Consider the following 18,534-nt stretch of genomic DNA (forward strand, 5'->3'; position numbering starts at 1 on the left):
AACTCTTGCGGCTTGCCGCCGCCAGCCTGTTGGTCGCCGGCGTCGCCGCGCCTGCATCGGCGCAGCAGCAGGGCGTGACAGATAGCGAGATCGTCATTGGCGACATTCTGCCGCTGACCGGTCCGCCCGCCATGTTAGGGGTGGCGCACAACCTGGGCGTGAAGGTCGCGGTCGCCGAGGTCAATGCCAACGGAGGCCTAAATGGTCGCAAGCTGCGCCTGGTCTCCGAGGACGACGGCTATGTGCCTTCGCGCACGATCCAGGGCGTTCGCAAGCTCCTGAACAGCGACAAGGTTTTCGCGTTCACCTCGATCTCGGGCACGGCCCAGGCCCAGGCTGCGATGTCGCTCTTCAAGCAGGCCGGGGTTCCCGCCATGGCGCCCATCACGACCTACGAAGGGCTGTACAAGCCGACCATCAAGAACGTGTTCGCCGTGGGCTACGACATGCGCGAAGCGGTCTACGGCCTGGTGGCCCAGATGGCGGAGCGCTACCCCGGGAAGAAATGGGCGTTGATCTCGCAGGACGACGATTACGGCGAGAACGTGCGGGACGGGTTCGAGCGAGCGGCCAAGGAAAAGAAGCTGGAGCTGGTCTCCAGCCAGATCTTCAAGAAGGGCCAGTCGGACTTTTCGTCGGAAATCCTCAAGGTCAAGCAGGCCGGCGCCGAAGCGCTGATGGCAGGCGGCGTGCTTGGCGAGAACGTCACCATGGTCAAGGAGCTCGAGCGCATCGGGCACAAGATCCCGGTCGGCGTGACCTACGTTTCGCGCGTGCCCGCCAGCGCCAAGATGATGGGTTCGGCCGGTGAAAACGTGTACACGGTGGACTACGTCTACCTGGAGAGCGCTCCGGAGGCCAAGGGCTTCATGGAGAAGCTGGACCGGCATCTTTCCGCGGAGGAGCGCACGCGCGTGAACCGCTACTCGTTCACCGGCTACGCTGCGGCGCGCGCGCTGTTCACGGCGATGGAGCGATGCGGCAAGGGGCTGACCTGGGACTGCACCAACGCTGAATTGGCCAAGGTCAGCAAGCTGGAAACGGGTGCCATGACACCGATCAGCTTCTCGGCGACGAACCATCTGGCGGCGCCCAAGCTGTTTCTGCTCAAGGCCGATCCGGTCACCTCGACCTACAAACTGGTGCCGTGAGAACGCAGGAGGGGCGCAGGGGGCGCCCCTCTCATCTCAACCCTTCTCTGCCAGGAAGCCGTTGAGAAACAGGCGCGCCATTCGGTCGCACAGTTCCTGGGGCTTCACCGGGCCTGTGGACGAATACCAGAAGTCGGTCCAGTTGAGCATGCCCACCAGCATCATGGTGTAGGGCTTGTACAGGTTGTCGGCCAGATGGGGGTTCAGCTCCCGCAACAGGCCCGCGATGAGTTCGGCCAGCTGGCGCTGCAGTGCAATGAGCGGCGCCTGCTTGGCCTTAGGAAGAAACTTCACATCGCTCATCGCGACCATGTGACGACGGCGCGACTGGACCGACTTCTGCATGTAGGCCTGGACCAGCCGTTGCATGCGCTCGCCCGGCTTTCCCTTGCCGGCCAGCGCTTCCTCCAGGGCCGCGATCAGCCGCTCCAGATGTTCTTGCAGCATCGCAAACAGGAGATCGTCCTTCCCCGGGAAATAGTGATAGAGCATCGACTTGGTCGCCCCGCACGCCTTGGCCACATCCTGCATCTTGGCCGCGGGGTAGCCCTCCTTGGCAAAAAGGGCGGCAGCGCAATCCATGATGGACTGGCTCTTGGATTCATAGTCGTCTGAACGTACGCGGGGCATGCGGTCCTCCTTGGGGCGGGAAGTGTAGCAAGCGATGCTTGCACAGAGCCACTTGCGTCAATAAAATAAACCGACGCGCCGGTCTATTAAATGATTCGGCACGCACGTTCTTCGAACTGAATCCATCACGCATCCACCCTTATGACCGAATTCGAATTTCTGGAACCCGACCTCCTCGACGAAGACCTGCGCATGGTGCGCGAGCAGGTGCGCCGCTTTGTCCGCGAGCGCATCGTTCCATGTGCCGATGCCTGGGAAGTCTCGGGTGAGATCCCGCGCGAGCTGTTCCGCGATCTGGGCCAGCTTGGGTTCCTCGGGATGCGCCACCCGGTCGAATACGGCGGTGGCGGCATGGGCCCGTTGGCTTCCGTCGTCCTCGGGGAAGAGCTGGCGCGCTCCGGCTACGGCGGCGTGGCGTCGGCCCTCACGGTACACAGCGACATGTCCATCGGCCACATCGCGCACCGCGGCACGCATGAGCAGAAACTGAAGTACCTGCCCGCGGCCTGCGCCGGAGAAAAGGTGGGCGCCGTGTGCGTCACGGAGCCGAACGCGGGCTCGGATGTCGCCGGCCTCAAGACGCGCGCGCAGCGAACGCCCGATGGCGGCTGGGTGGTCAACGGTTCCAAGACCTTCATCACCAACGGTGTGTACGGCGACATCTTCATCGTGGCGGCCCGCACCGATCCTGATGCGAAGGGCAGTCGCGGCATCTCGCTGTTCATCGTCGAGAAGGGGAACCCTGGCCTGAAAGTCGCGCGCCAGTTCGACAAGCATGGCTGGCGCTCGTCCGACACCGCCGAACTGTTCTTCGACGACATGAAGTTGGCGCCCGATGCGCTGCTGGGCGAGGAGGGCAAGGGCTTCTACTACATCATGAGCACGTTCCAGAACGAACGGCTGGTGGTGGGCGCGCTGGTCTCGGGAACCTGCGCCCGCGCCATCGAACTGACGGTGGACTACGTGCGCCAGCGCCAAGCGTTCGGCAAGACGCTGTGGGACCAGCAGGTGGTGCGCAACAAGCTTTCCTGGGTCGCGTCCAAGGCGGCGGCCGCGCGTGCGCTCACCTACCAGTGCGCCCAGATGATCGCCGAGGGCAAGGACACCGTGCGCGAGGTGTCGATGCTCAAGGCCTTCGCGGCCGAGACGCTGCAGGAAGTGGTCCACACCTGTCTGCAGTTGCACGGCGGCACCGGCTTCATCATCGGCACGCCGGTGGAGCGCATGGCGCGCGATGCCCGCATCCTGACCATCGGCGGCGGTGCCACCGAGGTGATGCTCGAAGAAGTCGCCAAGCGCATGTGAGCGGCGATGAACGGGACGGAATTCACCCCCTACGGATGGCCCGAACCGGGCGACCGCTACCTGGCGGCAACGGAGTTTCTGGACTTCGGCGCTCCTTCGGTCGCCCAGTTCGTGGCCGATGCAGTCCGGGACGCGACGACGCCGACACAGAAGGCCGTTCGGCTATTTGGCGCGGTGCGCGACCAGGTCCGCTATGACGCGGGCAATGTGCGGTTGACGCAGGCGTGTTTTAAGGCAAGCACTGTGGTGGCGGACGGCGAGGCCTTCTGCATCCCGAAGGCGGCGCTGCTGGTGGCCGCGGCGCGCTGCGCCGGCATCCCGGCCGCGATCGGCTTGTCGGATGTGGTCAATCATTTCAGCACGCCGAAGATGCAACAGGCCATGGGCGGGCGTGATGTGTTCATGCACCACGGCTGGGCCGCGCTTTACCTGGAAGGGCGCTGGGTGAAGGCCGTGCCCGCGTTCAACAAGGAACTGTGCGCGCTGATGGGCGTCCCGCCAACCGAGTTCGACGGCACGCAAGACGCGGTGCTCCAGCAGTTCAAGGCCGACGGATCGGTGCACATGGAATACCTGCGCGATCACGGCATCTGGTCGGACGTGCCCTTTCAACGCATCGAGGCCGACTGGACCGGCTACTACCCGCCGACGCTGTGGCGCGACAGCCGCGCTGACGCATGAATTTTTCTGCTCTCCCTTCTTTTCGAAAGCTGCGTCATGTCCGGGCCTCTCTCCCACATCACTGTCATTGAACTGGCCGGCATCGGCCCGGGGCCGTTCGCCTGCATGATGCTGGCCGATCTGGGCGCCACGGTCGTTCGGGTCGATCGCCTGCCCGGACCTCCTTCCAGGGGAGGCCTTGAAGACCTGATGCGCAACGACAGCATCGTCGACCGCGGCCGACGCTCGGTGTCGGTGAACATGAAGGACCCGCGCGGCGTCGAGGCGGTGCTCCGGTTGATGGAGCATGCCGACATCCTGGTGGAAGGGTTTCGCCCCGGCGTGGCGGAAAAGCTGGGCCTGGGCCCGTCGGTGTGCCATGCGCGCAATCCGCGACTGATCTACGGCCGCATGACCGGTTGGGGCCAGACCGGGCCGCTGGCGCAGGCGGCCGGCCACGACATCAACTACATCTCCCTGTCGGGCGCGCTCCACGCCATGGGCGAGGCCGATCGCCCCCCCGTGCCGCCGCTGAACCTGGTGGGCGACTACGGCGGCGGCGGCATGCTGCTGGTCGTGGGTGTGCTGGCCGCGCTGGCCGAGGCCCAGCGCTCGGGCAAGGGGCAGGTGGTCGACGCGGCCATGACCGACGGCGCGGCGCTGCTGATGGCTGCGCAGTACGGGCTCATGGCCAAAGGCTTCTGGCAAGACCGGCGGGAAAGCAACTTCCTGGACGGTGCAGCGCATTTCTACGGCACCTATGAATGCGCGGACGGCCGCTACGTGTCGATCGGCGCCATCGAGCCGCAGTTCTACAGCCAACTGCTGACGCTGTGCGGCATCGACGATCCGCAGTTCCGACAGCAATGGGCGCAGGGGGAATGGCCCGCGCTGCGCCGCAAGCTCGATGCCGTGATGCGCCAGCGCACGCGTGACGAATGGTGCGCGCTGCTGGAAGGCACCGATGCGTGTTTTGCGCCGGTGTTGTCGATGGCCGAGGCGCCCTTGCACCCGCACAACCGGGCACGTGGAACCTTCGTCGCCCCGCAGGGCGTCAGTCAGCCCGCGCCGGCGCCGCGATTCGATCGGACGCCTTCGGGGCTTCCACGGCCCGCACCCACGGTGGGGGCGCACACCGGGGAACTGCTTGCCCACGCAGGCTTTGCGCTCGAGGACATCCGCGCGCTGCACGAGGCCGGCGTCATTCATCTGGCCGGAGCTGTCGCATGAGCCTTGCACCACCGCCCTGCGCACGAACGCCGTTGCATTCCCGTCGTATCCATTGCGAAGGTTTCCGGCGTGAAGATGGTCTCCTCGAACTGGAGGCCACGCTGATCGATACCAAGCCCATGCCGCTGCAGCTGGTAAGCCGGCTGGTCCCGGCCGCAGAGCCCATTCACCAGATGCGGGTGCGCCTGGTGCTCAACGCGCAGCGCGAGATCGTGGATGCGGCCGCATTCAGCGAGCACACCCCCTATTCCACGTGCTCGGGCGTGGAAACCGGCTATCGCCAGCTGATCGGCCTGCGTATCGAGCCGGGCTTCACCCAGCAGGTGAAGCGCCTGTTCCGCGGCATCGCGGGCTGCACCCACATCACGGAACTCCTGCCCTTGATGGCGAGCACCGCCTTCCAGCTGTTCTGGGCCGATGGCAGCTTTGCCGAGCAAGACGCGCGCGCCAGCGAGCAACGCCAAACGCCGCTGGGCGGTTGCCATGCCCTCCGGCTGGACGGCGAAGTCGTCCGGACCTATTTCCCCCAATTTCATAGGAAACCTTCGCCATGAATGACGCTGTACTTTTCGATGTTCAGGACGGCGTCGCCACAATGACCCTGAATGAAGGCGCGCGGCTCAACCCGTTGACGCAGCCGCTGCTCCAAGGTCTGCTCGGCGGACTGCACCGCGTACGCGAAGACCCGAACATTCGCGCCTTGCTGCTGACCGCCAACGGCCGCGGTTTCTGCGTCGGGGCGGACCTGCAGGAATTCGGGCGCCGCGCCGCCGATCCGGCCAGCGGCACCTTGAGTGACTACGTCGGCCAACTGCTGCGTGAGCAGGCCAGCCCGATCATGCTGGAGATGCGCACACTGCCGGTGCCCGTCGTCTGCGCGATCAACGGAGTGGCCGCCGGCGGCGGTGTGGGATTGGCCTTGTCCGGCGACATGGTGCTCGCCGCGCGCTCCGCCTATTTCTACCTGCCTTTCATGCCCTCGCTCGGGCTGGTGCCGGACATGGGCTCCAGCTGGCTGGTGCCGCACTCCGTCAGCCCTGCACGTGCGCTGGGCCTGGCACTGACCGGCGAGAAGCTTGACGCGCAACGGGCTGCGGAGTGGGGATTGATCTGGGCGTGTACGGATGACGAGATCCTGCAAGAGGCGGCCCGGGCATTGGCGCTGCGCCTGGCGCGTCTGCCATCGCATGCGATCTTGGAGGCACGCGCACTCGCGTCGGCCGCCGGCCGCAACAGCCTGGAGCAGCAGCTGATCCTCGAATGCGAGCGCCAGCAGGCGCTGATCGATGGCGACTCTTTTGCGGAAGGCGTGCGCGCGTTCGCCGAGCGGCGTCCGCCTGTCTTTGCCGGGCGACGAAATGCGTAGAAGCCGCGAGGCGGCATGAGGCGTTCATGCGCCCGGAACGGACCCCGAAGCCCGGTGCAGTCGCACCGGGATTTTTCACTGCGGGCCCACATGCGGGAAAGCCCGCAGCGCGATGCCACGGGGATCGTCGGATACGACGATACCTCGCGCGAGGCCTCTCCTTAATGTCCATGGTGCGCCTGAACGAAGGGCGCGGCATTCGAACAACAGGCCCCGCACGCTCCCCTGGAGCTGACGATGGGGCCCCGATGGAGACACAGCTTGCTGGTATTGCAGATCATCGTCGCGGGCATTGCGCAGGGCTGTGTCTACGGCCTCATTGCCCTGGGCTTCGTGCTCATCTACAAGGCGACCGAGACCGTCAACTTTGCCCAGGGCGACCTGATGATGCTCGGCGCGTTCGCCGGCCTGGCCGGCATGAGCGTGCTGGGCTGGCCCTTTTGGCTGGCTGCGCTCGCGGCCGTCGCAGTGATGGCGCTGGCCGGCATGCTGATCGAGCGCGCGGTGATCCGCCCCGTGCTCGGCCAGCCGCAGTTCTCCATCGTGATGCTCACCTTCGGCCTGGGCTACATCGCCCGCGGCGGCGTCACCATGGTGCCGGGCATCGGCACCGACACGCATGCGCTGGCCGTGCCCTACAAGGGCAGCACGCTCGACCTGGGGGCTGTGGTGGTCGGCGGCGAGCAGATGGTGATCATCGGGGCCACCGCCGCGCTGTGCGGCGGCCTCTGGCTGCTGTTCCGCTACACGCGCGTCGGCATCGCAATGCAGGCCTCGTCGCAGAACCAGCTGGCGGCCTACTACATGGGCATTCCGGTGCAGCGCCTCAACGGCCTGGTGTGGGCGCTGGCCGCGGCCGCCGCCACGGTGGCCGGACTGCTGCTGGCCCCGATCACCTTCGTGCACGCCAACATGGGCTTCATCGGGCTCAAGGCCTTTCCGGCGGCCATCGTCGGCGGCTTCGGCAGCCTGCCGGGCGCCATCGTGGGCGGTTTGATCATCGGCGTGGTGGAGTCGCTCTCGGGCTTTTTCTTGCCCGAGGGCTTCAAGGACGTGATGCCCTACGTCGTGGTGCTGCTGATGCTGGCGATCAAGCCGACCGGGCTGTTCGGCGATCGCGCGCGCAAGAAGGTCTAGGACCGCAAGAAAACCAAGGCCACCCATGCGCTTCGTATTCAAGACCCGTTACGACCAGGACATCGCGCTCGCCCGCCACGGCGGCGACCGCTTCTGGTACTCACTGCTCGTGCTGGCGCTCGTCGCCGCACCCTGGCTATTGCCGGAGTACTGGCTGGCGCAGCTCAGCTTCGTGTTCATCTATGCCATCGTCGCCGTCGGCCTGATGCTCTTGGCCGGCTTCACAGGGCAGTTCTCGATCGGCCATGCCGCATTCATGGGCATCGGCGCCTACGCTGAGGCTTATCTGGCGGCGCGGGGCTGGCCGCTGGCGGCGAGCTTGGCCTGCGCGATGGCGCTGGCCGCGGCGGCCGGCGTGGTGGTCGGCTTGCCGGCGCTGCGCGTCAAAGGCATGTACCTGGCCATCGCGACCCTGTCCTTCGGTTTCATTGTCGAGGAAGCGCTGGCGCGCTGGGAGAGCGTGACTGGCGGGAATGCGGGCAAGTCGGTGCCGGCGCCGCAGGTGTTTGGCTATGCACTCGACAGCACCGAGAGCTTCTACTTCCTGTGCCTGGTGTGCGTGGTCGGTAGCACGCTGGTGGTGCTCAACCTCTTGCGCGCGCCGACCGGACGGGCCTTCGTGGCGATCCGCGACTCGGAAGTGTCCGCGCAGAGCATGGGCATCCAGCTGGCGCGCTACAAATCGCTCTCCTTTGCGATCTCGGCCGCGCTCGCCGGCCTGGGCGGTGCGCTCTACGGCCACAAGATGCAGTTCATCTCGCCCGAGCAGTTCAGTCTGGTGCAGTCGATCGACCTGGTGCTGATGGTGGTTATCGGCGGGCTGGGGTCGATTCACGGCGCCTTCTTCGGCGCGATCTTCCTGATCGGCATGCCGCAGCTGATCTCGCTGGGCAAGGATTACCTGCCGGCGGCGATCGGGCAGGCCACCGGCCTGCAGAGCGTGGTCTATGGCGCAGTGCTGATCGCCTTCGTGATGCTCGAGCCGATGGGCCTGTACGGGCGATGGCTCAAGGTGAGGACCTGGTTGGAGCTGTACCCCTTCTATCGGCGCGGCATGTTCAAGCGGCAGAAGTCCTTCCAGAAATCGGAGCGGTTGAAATGAGCGCCCCCTTGCTTTCGGTGCGCGATCTCAGCGTGCGTTTCGGCGGTCTGCTGGCGGTCAACAAGGTCAGCTTCGACGTCCATGCGGGCGAGGTTTTCACGCTCATCGGACCCAACGGTGCGGGCAAGACCACGGTGTTCAACCTGATCAGCCGCATCTACACCCCGACCGGCGGCACGCTCAGCTTCGACGGCCAGCGGCTCGACGCGGTGCCGCCGCACGGTGTGGCCGCGCTCGGCATTGCGCGCACCTTCCAGAACATCGAGCTCTTCGAGCATGCGACGGTGCTGCAGAACCTGCTGATCGGGCGCCACATCCGTCGCAGCACCGGCGTGTGGGCCGAGATGCTGTTCACGCCCGCGGTGCGCGAGGCCGAGCGCCGCACGCGCCGCAAGGTCGAGGAGGTGATCGACCTGCTCGAGCTGCAGCACTACCGCGATGCGCTGGTGGCGGGCCTGCCGTACGGCGTGCGCAAGGTCGTGGAGTTGGCGCGCGCGCTGTGCACAGAACCCAAGCTGCTGTTGCTGGACGAGCCCTCGTCCGGCCTGAACGTGGAGGAAACGGGCGACATGGCATTCTGGATCGAGGACATCCGGCGCGACCTCGGCGTGACCATCCTGATGGTGGAGCACGACATGGGGCTGGTGTCGAAGGTGTCGGACCGCGTGCTGGCGATGAACCAGGGGGCTGTGCTCGCCGTCGGTACGCCGTCCGAGGTGCAGGCGGACCCCGGCGTTGTCGAGGCCTATCTCGGGACTGTCGACGATGTGAGCAGCTTGCGGAGGAAGGCATGAGCGACGTCATCCTCCAACTTCTCAACGTCGAGAGCGCCTACGGCCCCATCAAGGCCATCCGAGGCGTGAGCCTCAAGGTGCGTGCTGGGGAGATCGCCACCGTGCTGGGCTCCAACGGCGCCGGAAAGACGACGATCCTCAAGACCATCTCGGGGATCATCGATCCGCGCAAGGGCAGCATCGAGTTCAAGGGCGGGAACATCACGGCGAAAGACCCCGCTCACATCGTGCAGCAAGGCCTGAGCCACGTGCCAGAGGGCCGCGAAGTCTTTCCGTTGCTGTCGGTGAAGGACAACCTGCTGATGGGCACCTACACCCGCCGCGACCGTGACGGCGTGGCGCGCGACATCGAGACCGTGTTCGGCTACTTCCCGATCCTGAAGGAGCGGGCTGCGCAAGATGCCGGCCTGCTGTCGGGCGGCCAGCAGCAGATGCTCGCGATCTCGCGCGCCATCATGGCCGGCCCCGAGATGATCCTGCTCGACGAGCCCAGCCTGGGCCTCAGCCCCAAGCTCACCAAGGAAATCTTCGAGATCGTGGTGCGCATCAACCGCGAGCGCGGCACCACCATCCTGCTGGTCGAGCAGAACGCCAACATGGCCCTCAACGCTTCGGACTACGGCTACGTGCTGGAGAACGGCCGCATCGTCATGGAAGACACCTGTGATCGCCTGCGCGAGAAGGACGACATCAAGGAGTTCTACCTGGGCATGAAGGAAGAGGGCGCACGCGGCGAGCGCCGCTGGAAAAAGAAGAAGACATGGCGATGAAAAAACCGATGCACATGCCCAGACTCTGGAACCTCGATCACCTGGCGCCGCACCACGACATCGTGACGCCGGGCGACACCGTGCCGCGCATGTTCTGGAACGCGGTCGCCGCGCGCGGCGACGCCGTGATGATGCGCCAGAAGGCCTTCGGACTGTGGCAGGCCTGGAGCGCGCGCGATGTCGGCGTGATCGTGCGCGAGCTTGCCATGGGCCTCGCGGCCGCCGGCCTGCAGCCGGGTGACTGCGCGTCGATTCTGTCGAACACGCGCGTCGAATGGGTCTGGTTCGACATGGCGGTGCTGAGCGCTGCGGGCATTTCGAACGGCATCTATCCGACCGACTCGGCGGGCCAGGTGCAGTTCCTCTGCGAGGACTCGGACACCGTGGTGCTGGTGGTGGAGGACGAGGAACAGCTCGACAAGGCGCTGGAAGCGCGCGCGCGTTTGCCGCGCCTGCGCAAGATCGTGCTGATCGACCCGACCGGCCTGTCCCGGTACAGCGACCCGATGGTGACGACCCTCGAGGCGCTGCGCCGCGAAGGCGCCGCCTACGACCAGGCCCATCCCGGCGAGTTCGATCGCCTGCGCGAGCTGCGCGGCCCTGACGAACTGGCCATCCTCATCTACACCTCGGGCACCACCGGAAAGCCCAAGGGCGCGATGCATTCGCACCGGGGCCTGCTGGTCGTGGTGCAGGGGCTGAACGTCTTCCTGCCGCAGGACGAGCGCGACGAGCGCATGTGCTTCCTGCCGCTGTGCCACGTGGCCGAGCGCGTGGTGGGCCTGTACGCCTCGATCTACACCGGCACGCGGATGAACTTCGTCGAGAACCCCGACACCGTGCCGGAGAACGTGCGCGAGATCGCGCCCACGGTCTTCGGCGGGGTTCCGCGGCTGTGGGAGAAGTTCTATTCGGCCGTGACCATCGCCGTGAAGGAAGCCGGCCCGCTGCAGCAGGCGCTGTATGCCTGGGCGTTGTCGGTGGGGCACGCAGTCGCTGAGCGCGTGCTCGCCGGTCAGCCGGTGGGCGGCTGGCTCAAGCTCAAATACCACCTGGCCGGCTTGGCCGCGCTGAACAACGTGCGGCGCTTCATCGGCATCCAGCGCTGCCGCTTCCTGGTCACCGGCGCGGCGCCGATCTCGCCCGACCTGATCCGCTGGTACTTGGCACTGGGCCTGCCGATGCTCGAGGCCTGGGGGCAGACCGAGTCCGGCGGCATCTCGACTTCGATGCCGCCGGGACGGATCCGCCTGGGCACCATCGGCACCGCCAGCGCCTACAACGAGGTGCGCCTCGACCCGGCCACGGGCGAGCTGCTGGTGCGCGGGCCCAACGTCTTCATGGGTTATCTCAACCAGCCCGAGAAGACCGCCGAGACCATCGATGCCGAAGGCTGGCTGCACACCGGCGATGTGGGCGCGGCCGACAGCGACGGCTTCTTCCGCATCACCGACCGCATGAAGGACATCATCATCACGGCCGGCGGCAAGAACATCACGCCCAGCGAATGGGAGAACGAGCTCAAGTTCTCGCCCTACGTGACCGATGCGGTGGTGATCGGCGACCGCCGCGCCTACCTCAGCGCGATCGTGATGATCGAGTTGGAGAACGTCGAGAAGTTTGCGCAGGACCACGACGTGCCTTTCTCCAACTACGCGAGCCTGGCGCGCGCGCCCGAGATCCTGGCCCTCATCCAAGCGGAGATCGAGACGGTCAACAAGAAGTTCGCGCGCGTGGAGCAGATCAAAAGGTTCTTCCTGCTCGAGACCCAGCTGAGCGCCGAGGACGAGGAGCTCACGCCGACGATGAAGCTCAAGCGCAGCTTCGTGCAGAAGAAGTACGCCGAGCAGATCGAAGCGATGTACCGCTGACTACAACCCCCGAAGGAGACAAGCACCATGAAGAAGATCATCCGCCACGCGCGCTGCCTGCTGGCCGTGTCCGCCGTCGCTTTCGCCGCAGCCGCGGCCGCCCAGACCCAGGGCGTGAGCAAGGACGAGATCGTGCTCGGCACGCTGCAGGATCTGTCAGGACCGCTCGCCGGTTATGGCAAGGACTTGCGCAACGGCATGCTGCAGCGCGTCGCCGAGGCCAATGACAAGGGCGGCGTGCACGGCCGCAAGATCAGGCTGCTGGTCGAAGACAGCGGCTACGACCCCAAGAAAGCCGTGCTCGCGGCGCAGAAGCTGGTCAACCAGGAAAAGATCTTCGTGATGGCCGGCTCGCTGGGCACCGGCGTGAACAACGCCGCGCTGCCGGTGCAGAACGCCAAGAACGTGATGAACTTCTTCCCGGCGGCGCTGTCGCGCGACATGTACGAGCCCATCAGCAAGCTCAAGTTCGCCTTCCTGTCTTCGTACTACGACCAGATCGCGCCGGCGTCGGCACGCCTGTTCAAGGAGAAGAAGGCGCAGAAGCCCTGCATCATTTACCAGGACGACGAGTACGGCCTGGAGATCCTGCGCGGCGTCGAGGCGGGGCTCAAGACGGTCAATGCGGCGCTGGTCGAGAAGACCAGCTTCAAGCGGGGCGCCACCGATTTCTCTTCGCAGGTGGCGCGCCTGAAGGCCGCGGGATGCGACTTCGTGGTCACCGGCACGCTCATCCGTGAGACCGTGGGCACGATCAACGAGGCGCGCAAGCTCGACTTCAACCCGACCTTCCTGGGCGCCTTCGGCACCTACACCGATCTGATCCACAAGCTGGGTGGCAAGGCGATGGACGGCTTCTACTCGACGATGACGGTGCAGCACCCTTACGAGGACACGGCGCCCGAGGCGCTCAAGCCCTGGATGGCCAGCTATCGCACCCGCTTCAACGAAGCGCCCTCGGCCTACTCGATCTACGGCTACGTGATCCTGGACCGGCTGGTGCGGGTGATGGACAAGGCCGGTCCCCAGCTCGACCTCGACACGCTGGTCAAGAGCCTCGAGTCGTTCAAGGTGCCGGCCGACATGTTCGGCATGCCCGAGATGAGCTTCGGGCCGGACCAGCACCTGGGCTCCAACAAGGCGCGCCTGTCGCAGATCCAGGACGGCCGCTGGAACGTCGTGCTCGACTACGACCAGGCGAAGTGATCTCTCTCACCTGACAAACTGGAGCATTCCATGCATATCGACCGGATCGCGCGCTTCGGCGCCGCGGCTGTGCTGGGTCTTGCGGGCGCCGCTGCGTCGGCCCAGACCCAGGGCATCGGCAAGGACGAGATCACCCTGGGCAGCGTTCTGGACCTTTCGGGCCCGGTCGCGGGCTACGGCAAGGACGTGCGCAACGGCCTGCTCATGGGCGTGGCCGAGTTCAACGCGCAGGGCGGGGCGCACGGGCGCAAGCTGCGCCTGCTGGTCGAGGACAACGGCTACGACCCCAAGCGCACCGTGCTGGCGGCCCAGAAGCTGGTGAACCAGGACAAGGTGTTTGCGCTCGTCGGCACCTTCGGCACGCCGCACGCGCTGGCGGCGATGCAGGTGCAGGCGCCCAAGGGCGTCTTCAGCCTGTTCCCGATGGCGCTGTCGCGTGACATGTACGAGCCGCTGAGCAAGCTCAAGTACGCGATGCTGCCGTCGTCGGTGGACCAGATCCGCGGCGTGGTGCCGGGGATCTATCAGCGCAGCAAGGCGCGCAAGGCCTGCACCCTGTACCAGGACGACGACTACGGGCGCGAGGTGGTGCAGGGCGCCGAGGCCGGCTTGCAGTCGATCGGTGCGGTGCTCGCCGAGCGCACCAGCTACAAGCGCGGCGCCACCGACTTCTCGTCGCAGGTCGCGCGGCTGAAGTCGGCCGACTGCGACTTCGTGGTGCTCGGCACCGTGATCCGCGAGACGGTGGGTGCGATCGCCGAGGCGCGCAAGCTGCAGTACGCGCCGACCTTCGTGGCAGCCTCGACCGCCTACTCGGACCTGATCCCGAAACTGGGCGGCAAGGATATGGACGGCCTCTACGCGGTGACCACCGCGCAGCAGCCCTACCTCGACGATGCATCACCGGCCATCGCCGCCTGGGCGGCACGCTACCAGGCGAAGTTCAAGGAAGCGCCGACCGTCTTCTCGGTCTATGGCTTCACGATGATCGAACTGCTGGCCAAGGGCCTGCGCAAGGCCGGCGGCGATCTCGACGCCGAGCGTTTCGGCAAGGCGATGGACAGCATCGGCGATGTGCCGGGCGACATGTTCGGCAATCCGCCCATGCATTTCTCGCCGACGCGGCACCTGGGCTCGGACCGGTCGCGTCTTTCACAACTGCAGGGCGGCCGCTGGAAGGTCGTGCTGGACTACGACCAGATGCAATGAAGGGATGCCGATGAACCGCAAGGTGATTGTTGCCGGCGTGGGCATGCTGCCCTTCGCCAAGCCCGGGGCCAGCGAGAGCTACCCGATGCTCGGCGCGCGCGCCGCCAAGGCTGCGCTGGACGATGCGCGGGTCGACTACCAGTCGGTGAACCAGGTCTACGCCGGCTACGTCTACGGCGACTCCTGCAGCGGGCAGGCGGCGGTCTACCACGTCGGGCTCACCAGCGTGCCGGTGATCAACGTCAACAACAACTGCGCCACCGGCTCCACCGCGCTCTTCCTGGCGCGCCAGGCGGTGGCCAGCGGCGCGGCCGAGTGCGTGCTGGCCCTGGGGTTCGAGCAGATGGCGCGCGGCGCGCTGGGCGTGCATTTCCAGGACCGTCCCGACCCCTCGCAACGCCTGCTCGACACCATGCAGCAGATTCAGGGAACGGACGTCGGAGCGCCCATTGCGGCGCAGCTATTCGGGGGCGCAGGGCGCATGCACATGCAGCTCTACGGCACGCGCGCCGACACCTTCGCCCGCATCGCGGTCAAGGCGCGGCGCCATGCGCAGAACAACCCCAACGCGATCTTCCGCCAGCCCCTGACACTCGATGAAGTGCTGGCCTCGCCGGCCGTGTTCGACCCGTTGACCCGGTTGCAGTGCTGTCCGCCGACCTGCGGCGGTGCCGCCGCCGTGCTGTGCTCCGAAGACTTTGCACGTCGCCATGGCCTGGACGCCCGCGTCCGGATCGCGGCACAGGCCATGAGCACCGACGGCAACAGCAGCTTCGACGAGAAGGACATGCGAAAGCTGGTCGGCTACGACATGACGCGCCGGGCGGCACAGCAGGTGTACGAGGCAGCCGGCATCGGCCCCGAGGACGTCCCGGTGGCCGAGCTGCACGACTGCTTCACCACCAACGAGCTGCTGAGCTACGAGGCGCTTGGCTTCGCGCCCGAGGGCGGCGCTGAGCGTTTCGTGCTCGACGGCGACAACACCTACGGTGGTCGCGTCGTGACCAATCCTTCGGGCGGGCTGCTGTCCAAGGGGCACCCGCTGGGTGCGACCGGGCTGGCCCAATGTGCCGAGCTGGTGTGGCAGCTTCGCGGGCAGGCTGGTGCCCGGCAGGTCGAGGGCGCGCGTGTCGCTCTGCAGCACAATCTGGGGCTCGGCGGCGCCTGCGTGGTGACGCTCTACCAACGGGACTGAGGCCGTGCACGGCGATGGAACCCTGACCCCGGTCCGTCGCCGCGGCGGCGCGGACGTGACGAACCTCGAGGAGCCTGCCATGCCGACCGGCACACCCGGTCACACAGACGGTCCCACCCGCCAGAGTGCCACGCTTCCGGTTGCCGTGCCGCAGCCCGCGCCGCGGGCGTTCCCGCTGGCCGGCAAGCTTCGCCCACCGCTTGCCACTGCGTTCGAGCTGCAGCGCACCGAGATCTGCGAGCGCATATTCAATGCCGGGGCTGCGCGGCTGGTGTTGTTGCGCGCGCCTGCGGGCTTCGGCAAGACCACGGTGATGCTGCAAGTGCGTCGGCGCTTCGAGGAAACCGGACTGCAGCAGGCCTGGCTCACGCTCGATCGCGCCGACAACGATGTCGGGCGCTTCCTGGCGGCGTTGACGGCTTCGCTGGAGCCGCTGATTCCTGCGCTGCGCAAGCTGCAGCCGCTCGAAGGGCAGGGGCCGGACGAACTTGCCTTCGCCTTGATCGACACAGTGGCGGCGCATCCGGCACCGCTGGCGCTGTTCCTTGACGACTTCGAGGTGCTGCAGAGCCCTGTCGTGCTCGGCCTGGTCCAGGAGTTGATCGATCAGCTGCCGCGCGGCGCGCAGCTGATCATCGGCTCGCGCGGGGTGCCCGAGCTGGGGCTGGGCCGGCTTCGCGCACGGGGTCGGCTGCTCGAAGTCGAGCCGACACAACTGCGCTTTTCCGAGGCCGAGGTCGATGGGTTCCTGCGCCAGCAGCGCGGCCTCACCTTGCAGCCGGAGGACATCCGTCGCCTGCACCGCAGCACAGAGGGCTGGGCTGCGGCGCTGTGGCTGGCGTCCGTGACGCTGGAGCATCGCGACGAGCCCGGCCGCTTCATCGCCGGCTTCTCGGGGTCGAATGCGGCGGTGGTCGACTACTTGGTGGAAGACGTGCTCTCGCGGCAGTCGGACGATGTGCGCGGCTTCCTGCTGCGCACCAGCATCCTGGCGCAGCTCAACCCGTCGTTGTGCGATGCCGTGTGCCAGCGTGACGACAGTGCGGCCATGCTGCGCGCACTCGAGCAGGCCCACCTGTTCCTCATCCCGCTGCAAGCCGACCACAGCGAGTACCGCTACCACGGCATGTTCGCGGAATTCCTGCGGGCCCAGCTGGCCCGACAGCACGCGCAGGAGATTCCGGCGCTGCACAGTGCCGCCGCGCAATGGTTCCTGGGTGTCGGGCGCCCCGTGCCGGCGATCGAGCATGCGCTCGCGGCCGGGGACCTGGCGCTTGCATTTCCACTGCTCGAGGCCGAGGCCCAGTCGTTGCTCGACCAGGGGCGTGTCAGGCTGCTGTCGCGCTGGCTCGATCCGCTGCTTGAGGCCGGGCAGCTGGCCGACCGTCCGATGCTCCAGGTGCTGCACGCCTGGGCTGTCTGCCTGGCGCGCGGACCGCGGGCCGCGGCCCCGTTGCTCGAGCGGCTGGAGCAGCGCACCGACGATGATGTCGAGGTGCGCGCCCACCGGCTCGCGATGAAACCCTTGCTGATGGTGCTGACCGACCGCATCGACGAGGCAATGCCGCTGACCACCGAACTGCTGGTGGCGCTGCCCGTCGAGGCCACCTTCGCGCGTGGCTTCCTGGAAGTGGTGCTGGCCAACCTGGCCATGATCGCCGGGCGTTACCACGAGGCCCTTCGCCTGGTCGATGCGGCGCGCAGTCGCCAGCCCGAGCACAGCAGCAGTTTTAACTTCGCCCTGTCCGAGGCGGCAGAAGGGGCGGTCGACCTGACGCAGGGCCGTCTGCGCAAGGCCATCGCACGCCTGCGGCTGGCGGTGAGCGCGGGCACGGTCGACCCTTCGCGCGCCACCAACGGCAACGCCATGGCCGGCGTGCTGCTGGCCGAGGCCTTGTACGAAGCCGACCAGTGCGAGCAAGCCGAGCGCCTGCTGGCGGTCTACATCCCGCTGATCTGCCGAGTAGGCATTCCGGATCAGCTGATCTGCGCGCACGTGATCATGGCCCGCATCGCGCTCGACCAGGGCGATGCCGACCGCGCGCAGCAGTTGCTCACCGAACTCGAGCACATCGGACACCGCGACGGGCTGTCGCGCGTGGTGGCGAGCGCGCGGCTCGAACGCGTGCGCATGGCCGTGGTGGAAGGCCGGCTAGCGCGTGCCAGGGCCGAGCTCGATCGCTGCAACGACAAGCTGCTGTGGGCGCGTGTCTCGCGCCTCTCGTTGCGTGCCAACGTGGTCGAGACCTACGACGTGGCGCAGGCGCGCTGGTCGATCGCCAGCGGCCACGCTGCAGAGATGGTTGCTCCGCTGCGTCAGGAACTCGACGCCGCCGAACGCGCTCAGCGCGAGCGCCGGGCGCTCACATTGCGGCTCCTGCTGGCCCAGGCCCTCTACCGGGACGAGCAGCGCAACAAGGCGATGCGCGTGCTGGCCAAGGCCGTTCGTCTCGCGGCCGCCGAAGGGTACGTGCGCGCCTTCCTTGACGAAGGCCCGCTGGTGCTGACGATGCTGCGCGACCTGCGCACCGTGCCCAACGCGCTGCTGGACGAGGATGCTGCTGCTTCCGACGATGCCCCGTTGGCTTTCATCGACCGGATGCTGCGCGAGCCTGCCACTGCCATCGCGGGCAGCGAAGCGATCGCGGCCGAAGCGGGCCAGCGCATGGGCGCATCGGCGCCCAGCGAGCTGCTTACCCGCAAGGAGATTCAGGTCATGCGGCTGGCGGCCGAGGGCCTGTCGAACGACCAGATCGCGGAGCGTCTCTTCGTCGCCGAGACCACGGTGCGTACGCACCTGCGCAACATCAACGTCAAGCTCGATGCGCGCAACCGGATGGAGGCGATCGCGTTCGCGCGGCGCGCCGGACTCATCGCCTGAGCGTCCCGGCTTTGCGTGGGGAAAAGT

Annotated in this window: 16 protein-coding genes; 15 read left to right on the forward strand and 1 reads right to left on the reverse strand. The window is 66.8% G+C overall.

Annotation, left to right across the window (positions count from 1 at the left end):
- The first annotated feature begins 5 nt into the window (after window positions 1-5).
- Window positions 6-1,151, forward strand: a complete 1,146-nt coding sequence (locus ACAM42_RS15165) for an ABC transporter substrate-binding protein (RefSeq protein WP_369632513.1) — start codon at window positions 6-8, stop codon at window positions 1,149-1,151.
- Window positions 1,152-1,187: 36 nt separating this feature from the next.
- On the opposite strand, the gene ACAM42_RS15170 is transcribed toward ACAM42_RS15165, so the two are convergent.
- Complete coding sequence (locus ACAM42_RS15170; protein WP_139701757.1) at window positions 1,188-1,781, reverse strand: TetR/AcrR family transcriptional regulator; 594 nt, start codon at window positions 1,779-1,781, stop codon at window positions 1,188-1,190.
- Window positions 1,782-1,922: 141 nt separating this feature from the next.
- Here ACAM42_RS15170 and ACAM42_RS15175 point away from each other — a divergent pair, with 141 nt between their 5' ends.
- From ACAM42_RS15175 to ACAM42_RS15240, 14 genes are all read left to right on the forward strand, one after another.
- Entirely contained in the window at window positions 1,923-3,086 is a 1,164-nt protein-coding gene (locus tag ACAM42_RS15175; protein WP_139701756.1) for an acyl-CoA dehydrogenase family protein, read from the forward strand.
- A gap of 6 nt (window positions 3,087-3,092) precedes the next feature.
- Window positions 3,093-3,767 carry a transglutaminase family protein gene (locus ACAM42_RS15180; protein WP_369632514.1) on the forward strand — a complete coding sequence of 225 codons (675 nt, stop codon included), beginning with the start codon at window positions 3,093-3,095 and terminating at the stop codon, window positions 3,765-3,767.
- A 36-nt stretch (window positions 3,768-3,803) separates the two neighbouring features.
- Window positions 3,804-4,976: a CaiB/BaiF CoA transferase family protein gene (locus ACAM42_RS15185; protein WP_369632515.1), complete on the forward strand. Its 1,173-nt coding sequence runs from the start codon at window positions 3,804-3,806 to the stop codon at window positions 4,974-4,976.
- Complete coding sequence (locus ACAM42_RS15190) at window positions 4,973-5,530, forward strand: DUF2889 domain-containing protein (RefSeq protein WP_369632516.1); 558 nt, start codon at window positions 4,973-4,975, stop codon at window positions 5,528-5,530. The genes ACAM42_RS15185 and ACAM42_RS15190 overlap by 4 nt, the downstream gene beginning before the upstream one ends.
- The gene (locus ACAM42_RS15195) at window positions 5,527-6,342 is read left to right on the forward strand and encodes an enoyl-CoA hydratase-related protein (RefSeq protein WP_139701752.1); all 816 of its coding nucleotides are present in this window, start codon (window positions 5,527-5,529) and stop codon (window positions 6,340-6,342) included. The genes ACAM42_RS15190 and ACAM42_RS15195 overlap by 4 nt, the downstream gene beginning before the upstream one ends.
- 261 nt (window positions 6,343-6,603) lie before the next feature.
- Entirely contained in the window at window positions 6,604-7,479 is an 876-nt protein-coding gene (locus tag ACAM42_RS15200; RefSeq protein ID WP_139701751.1) for a branched-chain amino acid ABC transporter permease, read from the forward strand.
- Between the two features lie 25 nt (window positions 7,480-7,504).
- Window positions 7,505-8,581, forward strand: a complete 1,077-nt coding sequence (locus ACAM42_RS15205; protein ID WP_139701750.1) for a branched-chain amino acid ABC transporter permease — start codon at window positions 7,505-7,507, stop codon at window positions 8,579-8,581.
- A complete protein-coding gene (locus ACAM42_RS15210; RefSeq protein WP_369632517.1) occupies window positions 8,578-9,375 on the forward strand; it encodes an ABC transporter ATP-binding protein in 798 nt (265 codons plus the stop codon). Before ACAM42_RS15205 ends, ACAM42_RS15210 begins: the two co-directional genes overlap by 4 nt.
- Window positions 9,372-10,145 carry an ABC transporter ATP-binding protein gene (locus tag ACAM42_RS15215; protein WP_369632518.1) on the forward strand — a complete coding sequence of 258 codons (774 nt, stop codon included), beginning with the start codon at window positions 9,372-9,374 and terminating at the stop codon, window positions 10,143-10,145. The genes ACAM42_RS15210 and ACAM42_RS15215 overlap by 4 nt, the downstream gene beginning before the upstream one ends.
- 14 nt (window positions 10,146-10,159) lie before the next feature.
- The gene (locus ACAM42_RS15220; protein WP_369632519.1) at window positions 10,160-12,016 is read left to right on the forward strand and encodes a long-chain fatty acid--CoA ligase; all 1,857 of its coding nucleotides are present in this window, start codon (window positions 10,160-10,162) and stop codon (window positions 12,014-12,016) included.
- A gap of 27 nt (window positions 12,017-12,043) precedes the next feature.
- Complete coding sequence (locus tag ACAM42_RS15225; RefSeq protein WP_369632520.1) at window positions 12,044-13,222, forward strand: ABC transporter substrate-binding protein; 1,179 nt, start codon at window positions 12,044-12,046, stop codon at window positions 13,220-13,222.
- A 30-nt stretch (window positions 13,223-13,252) separates the two neighbouring features.
- Window positions 13,253-14,431: an ABC transporter substrate-binding protein gene (locus ACAM42_RS15230; RefSeq protein WP_369632521.1), complete on the forward strand. Its 1,179-nt coding sequence runs from the start codon at window positions 13,253-13,255 to the stop codon at window positions 14,429-14,431.
- A gap of 10 nt (window positions 14,432-14,441) precedes the next feature.
- On the forward strand, window positions 14,442-15,626 hold the full coding sequence (locus ACAM42_RS15235; RefSeq protein ID WP_369632522.1) for a lipid-transfer protein: 1,185 nt from the start codon (window positions 14,442-14,444) through the stop codon (window positions 15,624-15,626).
- A 79-nt stretch (window positions 15,627-15,705) separates the two neighbouring features.
- Complete coding sequence (locus ACAM42_RS15240; RefSeq protein WP_369632523.1) at window positions 15,706-18,507, forward strand: LuxR C-terminal-related transcriptional regulator; 2,802 nt, start codon at window positions 15,706-15,708, stop codon at window positions 18,505-18,507.
- The last annotated feature ends 27 nt before the right edge of the window (window positions 18,508-18,534 follow it).

It is taken from the genome of Variovorax sp. V35, from assembly GCF_041154465.1.
Taxonomy (GTDB): Bacteria; Pseudomonadota; Gammaproteobacteria; order Burkholderiales; family Burkholderiaceae_C; genus Variovorax; species Variovorax boronicumulans.